9 protein-coding genes are annotated in these 20,012 nt (G+C 70.8%); all 9 read right to left on the minus strand.

The window, feature by feature from the left end:
• Positions 1–89: 89 nt before the first annotated feature.
• Positions 90–6,695 (minus strand): amino acid adenylation domain-containing protein, encoded by a 6,606-nt coding sequence (locus WME73_RS41725; protein WP_437913188.1) that lies wholly within the window; start codon positions 6,693–6,695, stop codon positions 90–92.
• A gap of 73 nt (positions 6,696–6,768) precedes the next feature.
• Positions 6,769–8,154, minus strand: coding sequence for a salicylate synthase (locus WME73_RS41730; RefSeq protein ID WP_437913189.1), 1,386 nt, complete (start codon positions 8,152–8,154; stop codon positions 6,769–6,771).
• Positions 8,155–9,079: 925 nt separating this feature from the next.
• Positions 9,080–12,484: an ABC transporter permease gene (locus WME73_RS41735; RefSeq protein ID WP_437913190.1), complete on the minus strand. Its 3,405-nt coding sequence runs from the start codon at positions 12,482–12,484 to the stop codon at positions 9,080–9,082.
• On the minus strand, positions 12,481–13,368 hold the full coding sequence (locus WME73_RS41740; RefSeq protein ID WP_272102574.1) for an ABC transporter ATP-binding protein: 888 nt from the start codon (positions 13,366–13,368) through the stop codon (positions 12,481–12,483). Before WME73_RS41740 ends, WME73_RS41735 begins: the two co-directional genes overlap by 4 nt.
• Before the next feature lie 20 nt (positions 13,369–13,388).
• The gene (locus WME73_RS41745) at positions 13,389–14,732 is read right to left on the minus strand and encodes a hypothetical protein (protein ID WP_437913191.1); all 1,344 of its coding nucleotides are present in this window, start codon (positions 14,730–14,732) and stop codon (positions 13,389–13,391) included.
• A gap of 30 nt (positions 14,733–14,762) precedes the next feature.
• Positions 14,763–15,701 (minus strand): ferric siderophore ABC transporter substrate-binding protein, encoded by a 939-nt coding sequence (locus WME73_RS41750; protein WP_437913192.1) that lies wholly within the window; start codon positions 15,699–15,701, stop codon positions 14,763–14,765.
• The gene (locus tag WME73_RS41755) at positions 15,698–16,150 is read right to left on the minus strand and encodes an ExbD/TolR family protein (protein WP_437913193.1); all 453 of its coding nucleotides are present in this window, start codon (positions 16,148–16,150) and stop codon (positions 15,698–15,700) included. The genes WME73_RS41750 and WME73_RS41755 overlap by 4 nt, the downstream gene beginning before the upstream one ends.
• A 2-nt stretch (positions 16,151–16,152) precedes the next feature.
• Complete coding sequence (locus WME73_RS41760) at positions 16,153–16,911, minus strand: MotA/TolQ/ExbB proton channel family protein (RefSeq protein ID WP_437913194.1); 759 nt, start codon at positions 16,909–16,911, stop codon at positions 16,153–16,155.
• Positions 16,912–16,999: 88 nt separating this feature from the next.
• Positions 17,000–19,804: a TonB-dependent siderophore myxochelin receptor MxcH gene (gene mxcH / locus WME73_RS41765; RefSeq protein ID WP_437913195.1), complete on the minus strand. Its 2,805-nt coding sequence runs from the start codon at positions 19,802–19,804 to the stop codon at positions 17,000–17,002.
• Positions 19,805–20,012: the final 208 nt, after the last annotated feature.

Below are 20,012 nucleotides of genomic sequence, written 5' to 3' on the forward strand. Positions count from 1 at the left end.
TTGACGACAAGCGTCACATCAGACGATGAACTCACCGGCGAAGCGCTCTCCCGCGCGCCGGCTCCGGCGCGCCACCGCGGCGGAGGCCGCTAGAGCACGCCCTCCTCGATCTCCTGGCGGGCCTCGTGCTCGGCGGCGAGCGCCGCTGCGACCTCGCGCAGCGTCGGTCCGTTGAACAGGCGCCTCAGAGGCAACATGATGGCGTGGCGCTGATTCACGGCCTCGATGAAGCGCGTCGCGAGGAGGCTGTCGCCGCCCAGCTGGAAGAAGCTCTGATGGCGGCCGACGCTGGCGACGGCCAGGAGCTCGCTCCAGAGCGCCGCGACGGCATGCTCCCATTCGCCCTGCGGGGGCTCGACCTCCCGGGCGTCGGGCTCGGCTTCCACCGAGATCAGCCTGACGATCTCGGCATGGTCGACCTTGCCGTTCGCGCTGAGCGGCAGCTGGGCCAGCACCACGATCCTCTCTGGCACCATGTGAATCGGCAGGCTCATGGTGACATGGTCGCGCAGCTGCTCCGCGCTGAGCTCCGCGGCAGCGTCCGGGCGGTGGCCATTCAGGCCGTCGACCGCCGCGCCTCGCGCTTCCTCCGCGGCAGCGGGGACCACCGCGGCGGCGAGGCGCCCGGAGGCCGCCACGGCCACCGCATCCCGCACGCCGGGGTGCGACCGCAGAGCGGCTTCCACCTCGCCGAGCTCGATGCGATGCCCGCGGATCTTGACCTGAGTGTCAGTGCGGCCGAGGAACTCCAGCGCGCCGTCGGGCCAGTAACGCCCGACGTCGCCGGTGCGATACCACCGCGCGCCGTCTCCTACGAACTTGCGAGCCGTCAGATCCGGCGCGGCGCAGTAACCGCGCGCCACCCCGAGACCGCCGATCCACAGCTCGCCCGGCACCCAGTCCGGACAGTCGCGGCCATGCGCGTCCACCACGCGGAAGAGCTGGTTGCGCAAGGGATAGCCGTAGGGGATCGAACGCCACGACGGCTGGATCCCATCCACCTCGAAGAAGTTGGACCAGATCGAGGCCTCGGTGGCGCCGCCGAGCGCGATGAACCGACATCCCGGCCGCTGCGCGGCGAGCCGCCCGGGCAGATCCGTCCTGATCCAGTCGCCCGAGACGAGCGCCAGGCGGATGGCGCCCGGCGGCTCCGCCTCGCTGCTGACGATGAGCAGCATGTCGAGCAAGGTCGGAACGCTGTTCCAGATCGTCACCTCGTGCCGACACACCAGCTCGTGCCAGCGCCTCGCATCGCGCCGCGATTCCTCCTCGATCAAGACCAGCGAGCCGCCGGCGGACAGCAGACCGAAGATATCGTAGACGGACAGATCGAAATCCAGCGCAGACACGGCCAGGACGCGGTCTTCCGCGCCGACGCCGAAGCGTTGATTGATGTCCAGCACCGTGTTCAGCGCGGCGCGATGGGTGATTTCAACGCCCTTCGGCTCGCCGGTCGATCCGGAGGTGAAGATGATGTAAGCCAGCTGCTCCGCGTCGATCGCCGCCGGGCTCGGCGCGGGCGCAGACGCCATCGCCTGTCCGAACACACACGGACGAACGCCCTCCGGCCAGCACCTCGGCTCCGGGCCGGTGACGACGACGCGGACCCCTGCCTGGCCCAGCATCCTGTCGCGGCGCGCATCGGGTTGATCCACCCCGACCGGCAGGTAGGCGGCTCCGGCCGCCAGCACGCCCAGCACCGCGGCGATCTGATCGGGCCCCTTGGGCAGGTTCACGGCGACGACATCGCCTGTCGCCACGCCTTGCTCGGCCAGCGCGGCCGAGAGGCGCAGCGCGCGCGACGCGAGCTCGCCGTAGCTCATCACGTCGGCCTCGCCCCAGCGCAATGCGATCCGTTGCGGCTGCTCGCGCGCCAGGTCGAAGAACGCGCGGTGCAGGCTCTGCCGTGGGCTCTCTCCGGCGGTCGCGTTGACGAGCGCGCGCGCGCGCCGCTGCGGCTCGGGCAGGAGATCGGGCACGGGCAGGTGCCATTCGGAGCTGCTCAGCCAGCTCAGCTCGCGCAGGTACGCGTCGAACATCGTGGCGATCAGGCCTTCCGGGAACAGGTCCTCGACAACGTCCCAGTTCAGGGCGATGCCGCCCTCGGCCTCTATCACCTGATGGTCGAGCCACACCTGCGGGGTCTGCGTCAGGCCCCACACCTGCTTCCTGAAAGGGCCGCTGGCCGGCGCGGCGGTGCCGCCGGGGACGCCGAGGGCGCTCGTGAACACCACCGGCATGGTCACGCTCGGCGCGCCGCTCGACCTGGCCAGCTCGCGAACGAGCGAGATGCTCGAGACGTCGCGATGGTCGAGCGCGTCGCCCAGCTCCTGCTGGACGCGCCGGGCCCGCGTCACCCAGCTCTCGCCGGCGGCGGGCCGGTATCCGATCAGCGTGAGCGACGTGAAATCGCCCATGACCGTGTGGATGTCGGGATGCACCTCGCGGCGATCGAAGAGCGTCAGGTTGAGCGTGAGGTCGGGGCGGCTGCACCAGCGGCTGAGCACCTCGGCGAACGCCGTGAGCAGGACCGTGGACGGCGTGATGCCGTGCTCACCTGCGCGCTCGACGATGCGGCGCCATCGGCTCGCGTCGACGCTGCCCTCGTGGCGCGTGAAGCGCGGGCGCCCCACCTCGGCCGGATCTCTGGCGAGCGGCAGCTGCGGCGCCGGCGGCAGCTCTGGCAGCTTCTTCGCCCAGTACGCCCGCGCGGCGGCGAGCGCCTCCGATCCCGGCGTGCACGTCAGCACGTAGTCGCGGAAGGACAGCCCGACCGGCGGCAAAGCAGCGTCGGGAGCCTCGTAGAGCGCGGTGAGCTCCGCGTAGAAGGTGAGGATGCTGAGCGCGTCGAGGATGAGGTTGTCGAGGCTGATGCCGAGGCGCGTCCTGTCGCCCGACCGCACCGCCCGCATGCCGAACAGCGGCCAGCGGGTCGGATCGAAGACCCAGTGTGAGCAGTCGCGCCGCAGCGCCTCGTACGCCTGAGCCGGATCTTCGCCGGCGTCGACGACCTCTATCGCGAACCGCGGCACGTCCGCGAGGATGCGTTGCTGGCCCTGCTCATCGAAGACGGCGCGCAGCATCTCGTGCCGCCGCACCAGGACGTTGACGGCCGCCTCCAGCCGCGACACGTCGAGATCGACGACGTCGTACTCGCGGTAGAACTGGCAGGCGACGCCCCCGAGCGTGAAGCTCTCGTCTCGACCCAGCCAGTAGGCCCGCTGCACCTCGGTCGGCGGGAAGGGCTGGTGGCGGTTCTCCGGATCGGCGACCAGGGCCGGCAGCGCCGGAGCGCCCGCGCCGAGCGACAACGTGGCAGCGAACTCGGCCAGCGTCGGACGGGCGAACAGATCGGCCAGCTTGACGCCGTCGAGTCCGACCTCGCGCAGCCGGCGCACCAGGCGTGTCGCCAGGAGGGAGTCGCCGCCCGCGGAGAAGAAGTTGTCCTCGCGGCCCACCTCCGGCACCTTGAGCAGCTCGGCCCAGACCCCGGCGACCCGGCGTTCCACCTCGCCGACCGGCGCGGTCACGGTCGCCTTGGCCTGAAGGGCCATGCTGTTCACCGCTCGCTGCAAGGCGTTGCGATCGATCTTGCCGTTGGGCGTGAGCGGCAAGCTCCTGCAGCGCCACAGGTGGTCCGGCACCATCACGGCGGGGAGGCGGCTCACCAGGAACTCGCGCAGATCCGCGAGCTCCGGCGGCGGTTGCCGCAGATCGATGATCTCGCCTGCCGCAGGCACATCGATCCTCGGATCCTCCGAGGTGATGGCCACATAGAGCCCACGTTCACCCAGCACCGCGACGGCCTGGCTGACGCCGGGATAACCTCCGACCGCGGCCTCGATCTCGCCGAGCTCGATGCGGTGCCCGCGCAGCTTCACCTGGAAGTCGGCGCGCCCGAGGAACTCCACGCTGCCGTCGGCCCAGTAACGCGCGCGGTCGCCGGTGCGGTACCAGCGCGTCCCGTCCGCCTGGAGAAACTTGTTCGCCGTTTTCTCTCGGTCGCCGCGGTAGCCGCGGGCCACGCCGGCGCCGCCGATCCACAGCTCGCCCGGGACGAAGTCCGGACAGTCGCGCCCCAGAGGATCGACGACGCGCAGCTGCACGTTGCCGAGGGGCTTGCCGTACGGCACCGACTTCCAGTGCGGAGGCACCTCGGTGACCTCGCAGATCGTGGAGTGGATCGCGGTCTCGGTGGTGCCGCCCAGCGCGATGAAGCGGCAGCGCGGAGCGCGCTGCGCAAGGCGGCCCGGCAGATCGAGGGTGACCCAGTCGCCGCCCAGGAGCACCGCCCGGAGCGGCAGCGGACCGGGACCGTCGCCGGCCGCGGCGAGCGTGATATCGAGCAGGGCAGGCACGCAGTTGAGGACGGTCACGCGATGGCTGCGCAGCAGCTCGACCCAGACCCCCGCGTCGCGACGCGCCCACTCCTCGACGCAGACCACGGCGCCGCCGGCCGACAGCGGCGCGAAGATGTCGTACACTGACAGATCGAACTCGAGCGCGGACAGCGCGAGCGTCCGGTCGGTCGCGCCCAGCGAAAGGCGCTGGTTCAGATCATCGATGGTGTTCATCGCCGCGGCGTGGGTGATCTCCACGCCTTTCGGCTCGCCCGTCGAACCCGAGGTGAACAGGATGTAGGCGAGATCCGAGTCCGCGCCGGCCAGCGGCTCCGCCAGCGGCGCCTGCCCCTCCGGGACGTCATCGAGCACGAGGGCGGCGCCGGCAGCGTCGAGGATTCGCTGACGGCGCAGCGCGGGTTGATCCACGCTGATCGGAAGGTACGTGGCGCCGACGGCCAGCACGCCAAGCACGGCGACGATCTGGCTCGGACCCTTGGGCAGCTGGATCGCCACCACGTCACCTGCGCTCACGCCGTGCTCGCGCAGGTAGCCCGCCACGCGCAGCGCGCGCTGCCGGAGCTCCCCGTACGAGATCCTGCCGCCTTCGCCCCACAAGAGAGCAGGCGCCTCCGGCTGTCGCTTCGCGAGCTCGAAGAAGCCGTCGTGCAGGCGCTTGCCCGAGACTGCTGTCCTGGTGGCGTTCGCGGCGACGCGCACCTTCAGCTGCTCTCCCGGGAGCAGCGCGGGCACAGGCTGCCGCCAGGCTTCCTCGTACGCCAGCAGGCGCTCCAGCAGGCGGCCGTGCGCGTCGAACATCGCGTCCAGCACGCCCGGCGCAAACGCATCTTCACGCGCATCCAGGTTGACCAGCAGGCCGCCGTCGAGCTCCGTGACCTGCGCGTCCAGCCACACCTGCGGCCCCTGGGAGATGATCCAGGACGCCCTCCCGAAGCGCTGCTTCACCACCTCCGGAAACAGCTCGCCCAGGCCGAGCGCGCTCGTGTACACGACAGGGGCCAGCACCTGCTCGCCTCGCTGCCGGGAGAGGTCGCGCAGCACCTCGACGCCCGAATACCCCACGTGCTCCGCGTCCGCATGGAACTGGGTCTGGAGGCGCTGCGCGCGTTCAGCGAAGGTGCCGGGCGCCGCGCCGTCCCAGGCCAGGAGCACCGAGGAGGTGAAGTCGCCCACCAGCATCCCGACGTCCGGGTGCAAGGGCTCTCGGTCGAACATCGGCAGGTTCATCAAGAACCGCGGCTCCGCGCTCCAGGCGGTCAGCGTCTCGGCGAAGACCGCTGCCATCGCCATGGCCGGCGTGAGGCCGTGGCGCGCCGCCAGAGACGCGAAGGCGCGCACCTGCTCCGGAGCGAGCCAGCGATGGCGCCGCACCACCGTCGTGGCGCCCACGTTCACGTGGTAGGGAGCGGCGGGCAGCTCCGGCGCAGCGGGAAGGTCGCTCAAGCGAGCTTGCCAGTACGCTCGGTCGGCGTTCCGCGACCGCTGGCCCTTGACGCTCGCGCGGCTGGCCTCGCGTTCCGCCAGGTAGCGCGGATAGCTCGTGTTGATCGGAGGCAGCGGCTGCGAGCCGGCATAGAGGTGCGCCAGGTCGGCCAGCAGCACCCGCAGGCTGAGCGCGTCGGCGGCCACCATGTCCAGGTTCACATGCAGGCGCGTGCCGCCCGCGCGGATCGCGTCCGGCAGGAGCGAGATCTGGATGTCGAACACCTCGCCGGCAGCCAGATCCAGCGTCCGATGCGACAGCGTCCGGCGCAGCTCGGCGAGCGCCTCTTGCGCCGCCTCGGCCGACAGGGCACGCAGATCGTGGACTTTCAGCCCACGCCCGCGGCTGTCGGGCAGGATCTGCTGGCGGCCATCGCTCAGGATCTTCACGCGCAGCATGCCGTGCCGCCCGAGCAGCTCCCGTACGGCAGATTCCAGCCGCGCGGGGTCGACCCGCTCGCCATCGAACTCGTTATAGAAATGCGCGGCGACGCCGCCCAGCTGCTGGCCTTGCTCGCGGCCGACCCAGTACGCGTGCTGCATCAGCGCGAGCTCGAAGGGCGCTGCCTCGTCGATCGTGGCCGCGGCGGGCGAACGCTCGTCGCGTTCGCCCTTGGTACAGCTTCGCTCTCCTATCAGCGCCTTCCAGGCGGACACCCGCGGGTTCGCCGCGAGCTCGGCGAAGTCGACCTCGATGCCTTGCCGCCGCCACCTGCCGGCGAGGCGCATCATCGTGATCGAGTCCATCCCGAGCTCGATCAGGTTGCTGTCTTCACGGACGGTCTCGGCCACCACGCCGAGCACGCTCGCGACCGTCTCCCTCAGATCCGAAGAGGCGACTTCGTCGTGCATTCGCTGTGTCTGTTCGTGCATTGGCTGACTCGTGAGAAGGCAAGCTCAAGTCCGGAACACCATGTCCCCTGCGTCACACCGGCTCGCTGGCGAACTCCGACCGCACCAGGTGGCGCGCCACGCTCTGGAGCTTCTCGCAGGTCTCCTCCAGCTCTCGCTCGGGCGTCGACTCCGCGACGATCCCGGCGCCCGCGCGCAGCCAGACGCTGCTCCCCCGCTGGAAGATCGTCCGCAGCACGAGCGCCGCATCCATCGCTCCGTCGTGGTCCAGCGTCAGGACCGCGCCCGAGTAGAGGCCCCGGCTCTCCGCTTCGTGCCTCCGGATCCAGTCGACCGCCTCCCTCTTGGGGATCCCCGACGCGGTGATGGCGGGGAACAGCACCTGGAACGCCGTCCAGGCCGTGTTGCCCGTCTCGAGCATGCCCGAGAGCCGTGAGGCGAGGTGCTGAACGGTGCCGCGGCGGGATATCCCCATGAACTCGTTCACGGTCACGCTCCCCTGCTTGCAGACGCGGCTGAGCTCCTCGAACGCCAGCTTCACGGACATCGCGTGCTCCGCCAGCTCCTTCGAATCGCTGAGCAGCTCGGCCCGCAAGCGCGCGTTTTCATTGTCGTCCGAGACGAGCGCCCGGGTCCCGGCGAGCGGTTGCGTCATCACCTGCCCTCCGGCGGTCACCTCGAGCACGGTCTCCGGGCTGAACCCGGCGAACTTCAGGCCGCGGCAGTTGACGACGAACGATCGGGCCGGGGTGTTCTGTCGCCGCCCGGCGACGTACGTCGCGATCAGATCGACGGGCGCGGCGACCGGGACGACGCGCGACGCGATGACCTTGTGGAGCTTGCGCGCCGCGATCTCGTTCGTCGCCGCGGCCACCAGCTCCTTGTACTTCGCCGCGCCGGTCGTCTCGAGCAGCCTCGCGGGGAGCACCTCCGACGGGACGGGGGGGAGACCGGCGACGTCGCTCATCCCGCGCGCATGGCGCCGGTTCGAGGAGGCGAGGACGTCCACCATCCTCTCGAGCTCGTCCGAGGTCAGCGCTCGAACCAGCGCCGTGCCGCGCTGGAGGCGGATCTCGACCTCCGGGATGGTCAGGTGAAGCAGGGGCTCTGTGCCGAGGTTCGCCTCGATGCCGTGCAGCAGGTACGCGAACTCGAACGAAGCCGTGCCGTACGCGCGCCAGCCACGGAGCGGGATCGACGCGAGCGCCGCCTCGACCGCGGCGAGCCAGTCCCCGCCGGGACAGCTCTGCTTCCCTGTCGCGTCGATGCGGTGCACGCCGTGTACGTCTGCAGTGAGCTCGAAGGCCGCGCCGAGGGCGACGCTCCACTCGCCGTCGCGCTCGTACACGAAGTACGTCGCGTGCGAGCCCGACCTGGCGAGCGCCGCCGCGAGGTCGATGGGGTCTGCGCCGATCGAGACGCGGCGCTCGAAGTAGTGCCGTTGATGAGAGATGTTCATGCTCGCCCCGCACGTGAGTGATGCCGTCCCGGGCCGCCTGCGCCTCGATTTCTTCGAGGGGAGCGAAAGATGGCACATCCACCCTGTCGCTCCGCATCGCTTCCGTTGTTTTTACATAAAAGTTGCTTTTGCAACACAGGTCACCTCTGGTACGAGAGGCCGCAACCGAGACGTCAGTCGCAGGAGGAGCACGTGAGCTCTTCAGCCCACGTCCCGCTCGCTACGGGCAGTGTTCCAGGCGCGAGCCACGGCCGCGCCCCCGCTTCGTGCTCGGGTGGCGAGCCTTCGAATCGGGAACAGGCGTCACGGTAAACACGTCGACCGAGCGGCAGATGGTCGAAGCGTTCCTCTTCGCGCGCCTTCCAGCATCGACCCGCGGGCCCTGCGAGGGTTCGCAGGCCCATGCGGTCGCACCCCATCCAGACGAGATTCTCGTCACGACATGACAATACGACAGCGCCCGCCCCCGCGATCTGCGGGTCGGAGCTCACGCCGACCTGTCATGGACAGCTATCGCAAATGTACCCCTCCTGGCTCGCGACGCCATGCCCGTGGAGCGTGGCCTCGCGAGCGCCGATAGGCACGACGCTGAGTCGCCTACATCTTGAAGCTGCGTACTAAATTCATATACATATGAATTGCATCAACGTCAAGCCGGGCGGACGGCGAATTCGTGCGGCGGACACGATCGCTCCCCGGAGGCGCCTCCGCGCTTAATTTAAGCGGATCTGGAGGAATTCGACCTCTCAGATCACAATCGAAAGTCTAACGAAATAGGTCGACGATGCGCTCGTCAGGCGCCTCCCTACTCAGCGCGCACCAGCGCAGCCAACGGGTCCTCCATGCCGCAGCGAAACATGTTCGTTGCACAGCCCTCATCCTCGTGACGCCCGAGGATGTGCAGGCGCGGCGAGGGCTCGCGCCATCAATGGGGGCCTGCCTTCCACGCGTTGTCCCGCGGCGAGCGTTCGAATGAGGGCCACGCGTCGAAGACGACGAACTGCGCATCGCTCTCCAATCTTGCCGGCACGCGGGTCACGCGCGCCGGCGTCTCCTCGTCGTGGAAGCGTTGAACGATCTCGAACGAGCTGGAGACGGGCCGCCAGCCACCCCCCTCCCACCGCGAGCGCTCGCCGCGAACCTCCAGCGCGCCGCCGTCGGCGATCGCGACCGTCACATCCGAGGCCGAAGGGGGACCCAGGAGGCGGTCGGCCATGATCGGGCCTGCTGCTCGCGCGAGCGCGCCTCGGACCGGTTCTCCGGAGCGCACCATGTCGGCGACCCGCGTCGCTGCGCGCAGCGCCTCGGCGTCTCCGATGGCCTGCGCCCATGCGAGGGTCTCCAGCGGAGCGTACGCCATGACCCAGCTGGCCGCGCCGTCATCGGCCAGACCCGACACGGGCGCGTCGAGGGCGCCGAGCGCATCCGCGACGTCATCGCTGCGGCGATCCAGGAGCGCGAGCCACGCGTCACCGCCATCGGACCGCCGCACGCATTCGAGCCCGATCCACCCCGCGACGCCGTTGATGAGCCACCGCGCCCCCGGCTCCGCGCGCAGATCGGCGCGGTCCGCGAGCGAGCGCGCGGCGAGCGCCTCGGCCACCGCAGCCCGCCGCTTCAGGCGTCCGGCGCCGGACGCGGCCACGTCCCAGCCGTCCCCTTCCGGCAGCCACAGGACCGCGCCGTGCGCCCGGATCTCGCCGAGGTCGCGCGGCGCCTGCACGACCGTCGTCACCTCCGGGACGGCCCCGAGCCGCGCGTGAACACACGCGCCCATCGCCTGGACGTCCTCCAGGACCTCGCGCGCCGTACCGGAGCGCGACGGGCCATGCCACGCCGTGAGGCCCTCCTGCCGCAGCTGTCTCGGCTCCGCCCCCCTGGGCAGCCACGCCACGGCGAAGTCGAGGCCTTGTGTCGTGCTCCCCTCGACAGGCGTGCTCACGCCTTGCTCGGAGAACGACACCGACCAGCGCCAAAGGCCCGCCGGCGCCACGGCGAGGGCGGGTACCAGCGCATTCCTGTCGAGCGCGCCGGGGCGCTCCGCGAGCCCCAGCTCACGGCGTGTGGATGGAGATCGCAGCGCTCGCTCTCCGTCGTGCCCGAGCCGCGGGACGAGATCGGCCGCGCGCGCCCACACGCCGGAGCCGTCCAGCCACGGCGCCTCCCCCTCTGCGAACCAGCGGGGCGACGCGATCGTGATCTCGAGCTCGACGTCGCACCCGCTCTGCGCGCAGCTGCCCAGATCGACCATGAAGTGCTCGTTCGCCGTGACGACCTCACGAGGGGAGCCGTCGACCTGGGCGCTGTCGATGTCCATCCCGGTGCGCAGGCTCCCGTGCAGCTTCGCCGCGCTGGCCCGCACTCCCCGCAGCGTCCAGCGGACGTGGGCGGTGCGCGCGGACGGCGCGATCTTCGCCTCGACCTCGCCGCCCTCCACGGAGAACGCCGACGCTTCCGGCCAGAAACGGGCTTCCCAGGCCGCGTCGCCGGCGTTCTCCTCGCTCTTCGATGCGAAGCCGCTCTGCACAACGATCTGCTCGTGCAAGATCGTCGATGAGCAAGCGATCACAAAGAGGCTGAGGGCCGCCAGGGCTCCCGCGCCCTGGGCGAGCTGCCGCTCTGCCCCGCGCCATCGGTCGATCCTCCTCAGGGCCGTGCCGCGCGGGTAGGCGAGCCACGCCAGGGCCACGGCGAGGCCGACGCAGCCGAGCTTCAGGATGCCCATCTCGAGCACCGGCACGAGCCACGGAGACCACCCCGAGAGCTCGGAGAGGGCGACATGCACCGGGATCCCCAGCTGCGCGGGTGGATACGAGACGATGTCGATCTCATGATTCACGAGCGCGATGAACGCAGCCAGCATCGAGGCGGCGTACCCCGTACCGGGCGAACGCACGAGCGCGTGGACGAGGAACGTGATCGCGCCGAGCTCCAGCAGGGCGGGCGCGGCGACGAGCGCGTTCACGAGCAGCGCATTCCACGGCTCGAAGCTCGAAGGGAGGGTGAGACCTGTCACGATCCACGCCGAGAGCGTCGGCGCCAGGGCCATGACCGTCGTCAACAGGAGGGCGGCGACGGCGCGGCCAACCACGCGTGTGCCGAGCGGCGCCAGCGTCGCGTCGATCATCTCGTCGAACCCGGATTGCTGATCTCGACGAGCGAGCGCCCCCACGAACCCCGCCACGGCGAACACGGAGAACACGTAACAAAGGCGGATGAGGAACGGCGCGAGCAGCGCAGGCCGTGGGACCAGCGGCCCCTCGGCGTGCCCGATCACATGGTAGAAGGCGCCTGCCACGTTCATGAGGGTCCAGAGCGCGACCGCGGTACGGAAGGCCCACCCTCGGGTCGTCAGCGAGAGGTGCCAGCGCGCCTCGGACAGCGTCGCGCGGAGCCAGGATGGCGCCGTGATCGGCGGCAGCGCTGCGACGGCGGGCGCGGCGGGCGCGGCGGCACGAAAGGTCGCCTCGCCGCTCGGCGACGGCTTGCCGGTCCGCCCGAGCACGAGCGACTCGCGCCCGTGCCGCACGAGCGCGAACGCCAGGACGGCGAGGGGGACCAGGGTCCAGAGGAGCCGATTGACGAGGAGCGGCGCGGTCATGGCCAGCTGCGCCGTCGCCTTTTCGTGCGGCGTCCAGCGCTTCGTCTGCGCCTCCGCCTCCCCGAAGCCGCTCACGTCGACCACGGTCGCGATGTCCGTGTGCAGGTCACCGCCCCGCAGGACGATCATGGCCACCATCCAGATCAAGATGACCACCGCCGCCACGGCGAACGGCCCGGCCGTGCTCCGGGTCCGGAGCGCCGCAGTCAGGTAGAGCGCCCCGAGGCCGATGGCCGACGGCACCACGAAGAGCGCCCACGACGACGCGATCGCCAGGATCGGCGTGGGCCCGACCGCCTCTTCGGGGAACACCCCGAGCGCGGCGAGCCCGGGGACGAGCAGAAACCCGAGCGAGCTCGCCGAGCCCAGGATGCAAGCGAGCCCGACCGCGCCGATGTAGCGCGAGATCAGCAGCCCGCGAAGCGACACGGGCGCGGAGAGCACCAGCTCGTGGAGCCCCGCCGCGCGATCCCGCGTGACGACCTGCGCGAAGATCCACGCCCACGCGAAGATGAGCCAGAACGATTGCCCGGAGGTCATCAGGAAGACCACATGCGGGCTGTTGCGCGCGACGTCTGCCCCGCCCATGTCGCGCAGGTACTCCGCGCTCGAGAGCATGATGAACAGATAGCCGACGAGGCCGACGAACATGAGCGGGACGAGCGACGTACGCAGCCCCGCCCGCAGCTCGTGCCACGCCTCGACGACATAGGTGCGCGCGGAGCTCATGCGGCCTCCGCCTGTCGCGACTCGGCCAGCAGGTAATGATAGGCATCGTCGAGCTTGGGCGCGTGAGCGACGAAGCCGTCGCCTGGCGACACATCGCGCACCACGACGGCGCGGGTGCCGCTCGGCGTGGGCGAGACGTTCAGCGCGTCGTCGGGGATCGGCTCGCCCCGCGCGTACGTCCGGGTCCACAGGCGGCCCGCGAGCGGCGCGGTCAGCTCGGCCGGCGCTCCCTCGGCGACCACGCGCCCCCGGTTGACGATCGACAGCCGCCCGCAGAGGTTCTCCACGTCGTCCACGATGTGCGTCGAGAGCAACACGACGGCCTCCGCGGCGACCTCCGCGAGCACGCGATGAAAGTGGTTGCGCTCGGCCGGATCGAGGCCGGCGGTCGGCTCGTCCACGATGAGGAGCTGCGGAGATCCCACGAGCGCGAGCGCGATGCCGAACCGCCGCAGCATGCCCCCGGAGTACGTCGCGACCTCGCGGTGGCCGACGTCGCTCAGGTTGACGCGCGCGAGCAGCGTCGAGATCTCCGCGTCGCGCTCGCGCCGGTCCGTGCGCCCCTTCAGCCAGGCGAACCGCTCGAGCAGAGACCGCCCCGTCACCCCCGGGTACGCGCCGATCTGCTGCGGGAGGTACCCGAGGCGGCGACGGAGGCGGTCAGGAGACGCAATGACGTCGATCCCGTTGAACGTGATCGTCCCCGCGTCCGGCGTCTGGAGCGTGGCGAGCGTGCGCATCAGCGTGCTCTTGCCCGCGCCGTTTGGACCGAGGAGCCCGTAGAGCCCCGGTCCGACGTTCAGGTGGACGCCGTTCAGCGCTCGAACGCCGTTGGCGTACGTCTTCGTCAACCCCTTCACGATCAGCCCGTTCGAGTTGGACATGGGATCCCTCCGCATCCGGTTCAGCGCACGCGCAACACGCTCCACGTGACGCCAGGCATCGTCAGCGCGCGCGCGGGCGCGCCGTCTCCGGTCGTCCGCACCAGCGTGGTCGACTCGAAGCCTGTCGTTGACTCGTTCTCGTAGGCTTGTTCGTCCACCTCGAACACCTTGATGCCGCCGGCGAGCGGCTGGCGATCGAGGCGCTCGGCCGATCCTGGATCGTCGAGCTGGATGCGCCACGTCTGCCAGTCCTGCGCCGCGTACGCCTCCAGATGGGTGGCGTCGGCGCCGGGCGAGAAGCTGCCGGTGTCCAGCACGCGCACGTACGCCACGCCGTCGGAGCCAGGGACGATGCCGCCCGTCGGGCCGCCGGTCACGTCGTTGAGCGCCACGACGTCGGCGTCGAGCTCGTCCTGGCCCGCCGCCAGGCGCGCCATGCACGGCGCAGGAGCTCTCTCCGGGTCGGTCATGAAGACCGAGGCGACATAGGGATCGGACGAAAAATAGATGTCTCCGCTCGGCGCCTTCACCGTGTTGAGGAGGCCTCCGCAAGGGGCGGCCTTCACCTCGAACGAGCCGTCGGTCGGATTGAAGAAGAGGATCTTCGACTCGCTGGCCACGCGATCGTACGCCGCGCTCACGCCGTACAGCGGAGCGACGAGCCGGCCGCCATGCTCACGAAAGTTGGGCTCCCCGACGAATGTGTAGTCCGCGGCGTCGATCTGCGCGTCCGACACGTCGATGCGCCGGGAGATCTCCATGGCGGCGAGGTCGAGCTCGAGCACCTGCCCCGAGACGAGGTCGAAGAGGAACCCTCGGTCCGGGCCGTCGAACACCATCTTCTCCGCGAGGAGGACGGAGATCCCGGCTCCGCCGAGCCCGAGCCGGGCGTCGAGCTCCGGTTTGCCGGCGACCACCCTGTATTTCGAGACGGTGAGATCTTCGGAGCTCACGAGGTAGAACACCTCGGTTCGCGGGACTCCCCAGATAGAGCCTCTCCCGGGGAGCTCGATGGCCTCGTCCAGGCGAACGGCCCCTCCGCTCAGGTCGTCGACCACCCAGACGAACACGGTGCTGTTCGTGAAGTCATTGTCCTCGATGCGGCTGATGGTGGCATAGCGGGGGCCGCCGTCGTCCGGCTCCTCGACGCCGCTCTCCCCGGGGTCGCTGCCGCAACCAGCCATGAGCGGCAGGGACAAGAGGCACGCCATCGCGACTGGCCATCGCGCGCGCCCCTTCACGTTCACGCATCGTTCGGTGAACCGCCGCAGCCGCCGCAGCCGCCGCCCTTGCTCGCCACGCCGGGCGCTCGAGCGTGCGGCGGCCTCGACCTCGAGGAGCCTGGTAGTACCTGAAGAGTTCATCTCTCGCTTCCTTTCTCGCGTCGGGCTTCGCTAGGGCGCGCCTGTGGATCGCGAATGTCGCGTGAACCTCACGCGGATGGGCGGCGACGTCGCCGTGATGAGCTGGCCTCCCTCGTCGGCGGCGGGCAGGAATCGCTGCCTGCGGGCGCACGCGAGCGACATCTGGCCGAAGCCGTATCCCGGGTCCGAGAGGAGCTCCGCCGAGGCGACGGTGCCGTCCGAACGAACGACCGTGCGAATGACCACCGTTTGCTCGTCCACCGAGAGCGCGTCCGCTTCGCGCGGCCAGGGGCAAGTCCATTCCCGCGCGGGCTGCCCGACGGGCCTCGCGCGCGAGGGGCCTCCCTGCCGGCGCTCCGGAGGAGCGCTCGGGTCCACACGCGCGGCGTTCACCGCCTGCGGGCTCGTCCCCGCAGAGGAGGTGACACCGCCGGCATACCGCTCTCCGCGGCCAACGGCGATGTCGAACCCGGTGAAATCGAGCGGCGCAGCCGCGTTTTCCGCCAGGGCGACCTGCCCTGCCTGCGCGGGCGGTGGAGGCGCGGAGGGCGCGTCAGGCGCCCGAGGAGCGGCAGGAGCGGCCGCGCGCGCGGGGGAGCGCTCGGCGGCCCTGGGCGCCGGAGCTTCCGCTTGTGGCGAGGGGCTCGGCGGCGACGGTGGTGGGGCCAGATCGACCACGTGCTCGACCTGCAGCGGCGGGCGCGCCTCGCGCTGGCTCGCCGCCGTGTCGTCCGGTCCCAGGCGGAGCGCGATGATCCCGACCGTGCCCTGCATGACGGCCGCCGGCATGAGCGCGAGCACGAGCGCTCGGGCCGAATGCTCCTTGACGGCTCCCAGGACGATCCCGGCAGTGCTGTCAGCCGCGAATGCGCGGGCCCCTCCCCTCGCGCGCCGAGGCTGGACGTGGGCGCGCGCCGCGTCGAGAACGATGCCGGCGACGCTCTCGGGGTGGAATTCCGATTTACTCATTGGTGGCCCGTCCTCTCCGCCGCATGGGCCTCGGCCTCCGGGCGGACGGCGCCGAAGGCGACGCGCGCGATCCCCGCGGCTTTCAGCGTGTCGAGCACCGTCATCACGCGGCCGTGCGAGGCGGCGCGGTCGGCCTGGATCACGGCCCGGAGCTGCGGATCGCGCGACAGGGCCGCCCGCGCGCGCTCGCGGAGCGCAGCATCGTCGATCGCGGCCCCGTCGACCTGCACGGGCCCCTCCGCGGGCAGCACCACGCTCAGCACCGCCTGGACCTCTTCGCTCTGCGACGCGTGCGGCAGATCCAGCGGGACGGCGGGCGCGACGACGATCTTCGCGGTGACGATGAAGATGATCAAGAGGACCAGCGTGATGTCGACGAGCGGCGTCACGTTGATCCCTTCGATGATCCCGCCGCGGCGGGATCTCGCGCTCTGCCCGGCGCTCGCCATGACTAGGCCGCCTCCGGGCGGGACGCCTCGCCGTTCATCGGCTCGTCGATCGAAGCGCCGCCATGGGCCGCGCGCGCGGGCTCGACACGAGAGGACGGATACGCGGCCTCTCCGGTCGCCAGGTAGGCGAGCACCAGGTTCGAGAGCGTCTCGGCGTCGTCGAGCATCGCGGCGATCCGGCGCTGCAGGTAGTTGTAAGCGGCCACCGCCGGCAGCGCGACGCCGATGCCCACGGCCGTCGCCACGAGCGCCTCCGCGATCGCCGCCATGACCGCGGCGGAGGCGACCTGGCTCGCGGCCCCGCCGCCCGCCGCCCCCGTGGCCTGACCGAGCTGCTCGAACGCCAGGATCACGCCGATGACGGTGCCAAAGAGGCCGACGAAAGGCGCGTTGTTGCCGAGGGTCCCGAGGTACGCGAGCCGCGCCTCGAGCGCCTTCCGCTCGGCGGCCATCGCGCTCTGCATCCCCTTGTCCGCCGCTGCCGACCCGCGCTGCGCGAGCCTCAGGCCCGCGCGGGCGACGATCGCCCCGACCGACCGCATCGGCCGGAGCGCGTCGAGCGCGGCGGCGACCGAGCCGTTCGCCAGGTGGGCGTCGAGCTCGGCGGCGAGCGCTCGCACGTCGTCGTCCTTCGATCGGAAGTAGAGCCAGCGCTCGATCGCGATGGCGATGCTGCCCGCCGAGAGCGCGAACAGGAGCCAAAGGACCCAGGACGCGCCGGACTGAACGAGCAGGTTCTTGACGGCTACGACGGTGTGCATCTCATCTCCTCGGGTTCGTGTGCTCGGCGTGCCGCAGGGTCTGTTGGTTCGTCGCGTGGCCGTTCATCCCATCACCTGCCTCTCGAGCTCAGAGCTCCGCCGTGGTCTTGACGTAGAAGCTCCTTCCCGGGCGCGGCGTGCCGAAGAAGTCGAACACACGCTCATCCGTGAGGTTCTGCATCTCGAGCGTCGTGCTCAGGCTCGCGCTGCCGCGCCGGACGACGTACCCGAGCCCGGCCGAGTGCACGAGCTGCGAGGGGATCACCTGCTTGGACTCACGCCGGCCGAGGCTCTCCCAGGTGCGGAAGTACTCGTGTACGTAGCGGCTGTTCCACGTGAGCGCGACCTCGTCCTCCGCGGCGAAGACGCGGCGAAACAGGAGGCGCGCGGACCCATTGGCGAAGAGGTACGGGCGGTTCGGGATGCGATCTCCCTCGAAGGCGCCGAACGCCCCCTCGCTCGAGGTGTTGCGGAAATCGAGGTAGGTGACGTTGCCGTCGAGCGCGAGGTGCTCCCCGGGCGAGGTCCATCCGGCGGAGCCTTCGACGCCGAGCGACCGCGCGCCGTGGACGTTCTCGTAGCTCTGGTCCCGATCGTTGCCGAGGAGCACGATCAGCCGGTCCGCTGCGCGCAGGAAGCCATTGCCCGTCGCGCGAAAGGCGCCCGCCGGCGTCTCGCGGGCGTCGAGGGTGAGCCCGAGGTTGACGTTGTGGCTGATCTCGGGATCGAGCCCGAGGTTGGCCGCGATGAACGTGTTGTCGCCGAAGACCTCGTCGGGGCTGGGCAGCCGCGTCGCCCACTCGTAGGACGCCTTCCCGTAGAGCCACGGCGTGAACCTGTACCGGAGCGCGTCGCCGATACCGAAGCGGTGGGTGCTCCCGTCGCGGTCGCGCGCAAGATCACCGGCGGCCGAGCTCTCGCTCGCGACGCGCTGCACGTACTGCTTGATGAACAGGACGTTATCGAGCCGGTCCTCGAGCAGGTCGAGGTCGTATTCGATGCCGTTCACCAGCGCGAGCACGCTGCGCCGATCGGAGAGCGGATCGGGGCTATCCAGGTCGCTTTGCCGGCGCTCATCCCCCGTCCGTGTCACGTAGGTGGGCGCGACGGCCAGGCGGACGGCGTGCGACGGCCGGATGCGCCATTCCACGTTGAGGCGCGCGAAGGCGGAATGGTCCCAGAAGACCTGGTCGTGGGGGACAGCGTCCGTCTCGCCAGGCTCGCTGTCCTCGGGGTCGCAGCGTCCCATCCAGTCGTAGTCGCAGGTCGCGACGTCGAGGAAGCGCCCTCGGACGTACGCATAGCCGCCCACCGCGTCGAGCGACACGCCGCGCCCCAGCGGCTGTTCATAACGAAGGTTCACGCCTGCCGACGTCTCCCCGTACGTCACGCCGCCGTACGGGACCCTCATGACGAGCTTGTGCTGGTACTCCTTGTCGTAGTCGGTCACGAAGGCGCGCAGGCGCAAGCGCCGCGCCCACGGCCGATCGACGACCCCGAGCTCCACGTGGCCTCCCGCGCTGCGGTACGCGTCGTGAAAGCGGTAGACGAGCGCGGGCGAGAAGCGCCCGCGCTCGTCCTCGACCTCGAGTTCGACCGGATAGTCGTTCTTCGCGTAATCGAAGAAGCCGCTCGCGCGGGCGAACAGGCCGCTCGGCCTGTGCAGGTGGCTGCCGGCGAGCGCCGCTCGGTGGGTGTCGAACGAACCCACCTCGTAGGACGCGCCGGCGCGCGACGCGCAGAGGTCCTGATCGGTGATCAGGTCGACTGCCCCGCCGAGGGCGTCGGCGCCGAGGCGCACCGGGACCACGCCGCTGTAGATCTCGACGCGCTCGACGAGGCCTACCGGCACATTGGAGGCGCCGAAGGGATAGCCGGCCAGATCGAGCGGCACGCCGTCGAGGAAGAACCGCACCTGATCGCCCGTCAGCCCGTTCAGCGAGAAGCGCGTGGCCGAGCCGAGGCCTCCCTCGCGGCGCACGCCGACCCCCTGCGTGCGCGCGAGCACCTCGCCCATGTCCGAGGACTCCCGCTTTATGCGGTCCGTCTCGACGACCGTCACGGCCTCGGCCGACTGCCGGCGCCGCTCGGCTTCCGACGGCCCGCGCACGGTCACCTCGATCGGGGCCTCCTCGCCGGATGGCACGAGCCGCAAGGCGATCTCGGCGACGTGCGCTCCGGCGATCTCGGTCTCGACCTCGGCCCGGCCGACGCCGCTCGCCTCGGCGATCACGACGCAGGGCCCGGGCGCGAGGCCCTCGATCCGGAACCGGCCCTCGCCGTCGGTGCGCGTTCGCTCGGTGGAGCCATCCTGATGCCGCACGAGCACCTCGGCGCCGGCGACGCCGTGCGAGCTCGCGCCGGGCAAGAGCACGCGCCCGCGGAGCGCGCCGCTCGCAGGCGCCTTCGGGAGGTGAAACTCGTAGGCGTAGAGGATCCGGGAGGCGACCGGGGTGTCCCCCCGTCGCGCAGGCGAAAACAGGAAGCGCTGCGCTGCGGCCTGCGCCGCCTCGTCGAAGCCGTGCCCCGCGGCCTGCGCCACGTCCGCCGCCGACACCCGCCCATCCGCCTCGATGCTGAGCCTCAGCACGACGGTCCCCTCCCGGCCTTGCGCGAGAGCGGCCGCCGGGTAATCGGCCTCGACGAACGAGGTGAGGACCGGCGGGTGATTCTCCGGCGCCTGTCGGGGTTCATCCGCGGCGCCCGGAGGCGCTTCGCCGTCCGGCGCGGCGTCCCGGGCCGGCTCCGCCGGCGAGACCGCGCCGGCGTCCTGCGCGTGCGCGGCCCCGCCGGCGAGCAGAGCTCCGGCCGCGACAAAAGCGGCGGCGCCGGCGCTCCTTCGCGCCCGGGACGGGCGCGCTGGGCCTCGACGCGCGGGAGCCTCGGAGTTCATGCGGCGACATTTATAGCAACCACGAATCTGTTGCAACAGTTTTGCATGTGAACTCTGGATGCCGTTCATGGCCGCGCGCAGCGATCCGCGCGGGCTCTCTGGGCGGGCGAGGGAGAAGGGGACACCGCGCGCGGGGAGGGGCGCCGCGCGCGGGGGTCGGCCGGTGCGTGCTGCTGCCTGGCGGTCACCGGGTGATCGCCGCGGGCCG

The sequence above is a fragment of the Sorangium sp. So ce302 genome (assembly GCF_051530145.1).
GTDB classification, from domain to species: Bacteria; Myxococcota_A; Polyangia; order Polyangiales; family Polyangiaceae; genus Sorangium; species Sorangium cellulosum_B.

What these genes read in the sequence shown, in the direction of transcription:
- WME73_RS41725 (WP_437913188.1), bottom strand. Translation starts at nt 6,695, where the DNA reads ATGCACGACGAAGTCGCCTCTTCGGATCTGAGGGAGACGGTCGCGAGC.
- WME73_RS41730 (WP_437913189.1), bottom strand. Translation starts at nt 8,154, where the DNA reads ATGAACATCTCTCATCAACGGCACTACTTCGAGCGCCGCGTCTCGATC.
- WME73_RS41735 (WP_437913190.1), bottom strand. Translation starts at nt 12,484, where the DNA reads ATGAGCTCCGCGCGCACCTATGTCGTCGAGGCGTGGCACGAGCTGCGG.
- WME73_RS41740 (WP_272102574.1), bottom strand. Translation starts at nt 13,368, where the DNA reads ATGTCCAACTCGAACGGGCTGATCGTGAAGGGGTTGACGAAGACGTAC.
- WME73_RS41745 (WP_437913191.1), bottom strand. Translation starts at nt 14,732, where the DNA reads ATGAACTCTTCAGGTACTACCAGGCTCCTCGAGGTCGAGGCCGCCGCA.
- WME73_RS41750 (WP_437913192.1), bottom strand. Translation starts at nt 15,701, where the DNA reads ATGAGTAAATCGGAATTCCACCCCGAGAGCGTCGCCGGCATCGTTCTC.
- WME73_RS41755 (WP_437913193.1), bottom strand. Translation starts at nt 16,150, where the DNA reads ATGGCGAGCGCCGGGCAGAGCGCGAGATCCCGCCGCGGCGGGATCATC.
- WME73_RS41760 (WP_437913194.1), bottom strand. Translation starts at nt 16,911, where the DNA reads ATGCACACCGTCGTAGCCGTCAAGAACCTGCTCGTTCAGTCCGGCGCG.
- mxcH (WP_437913195.1), bottom strand. Translation starts at nt 19,804, where the DNA reads ATGAACTCCGAGGCTCCCGCGCGTCGAGGCCCAGCGCGCCCGTCCCGG.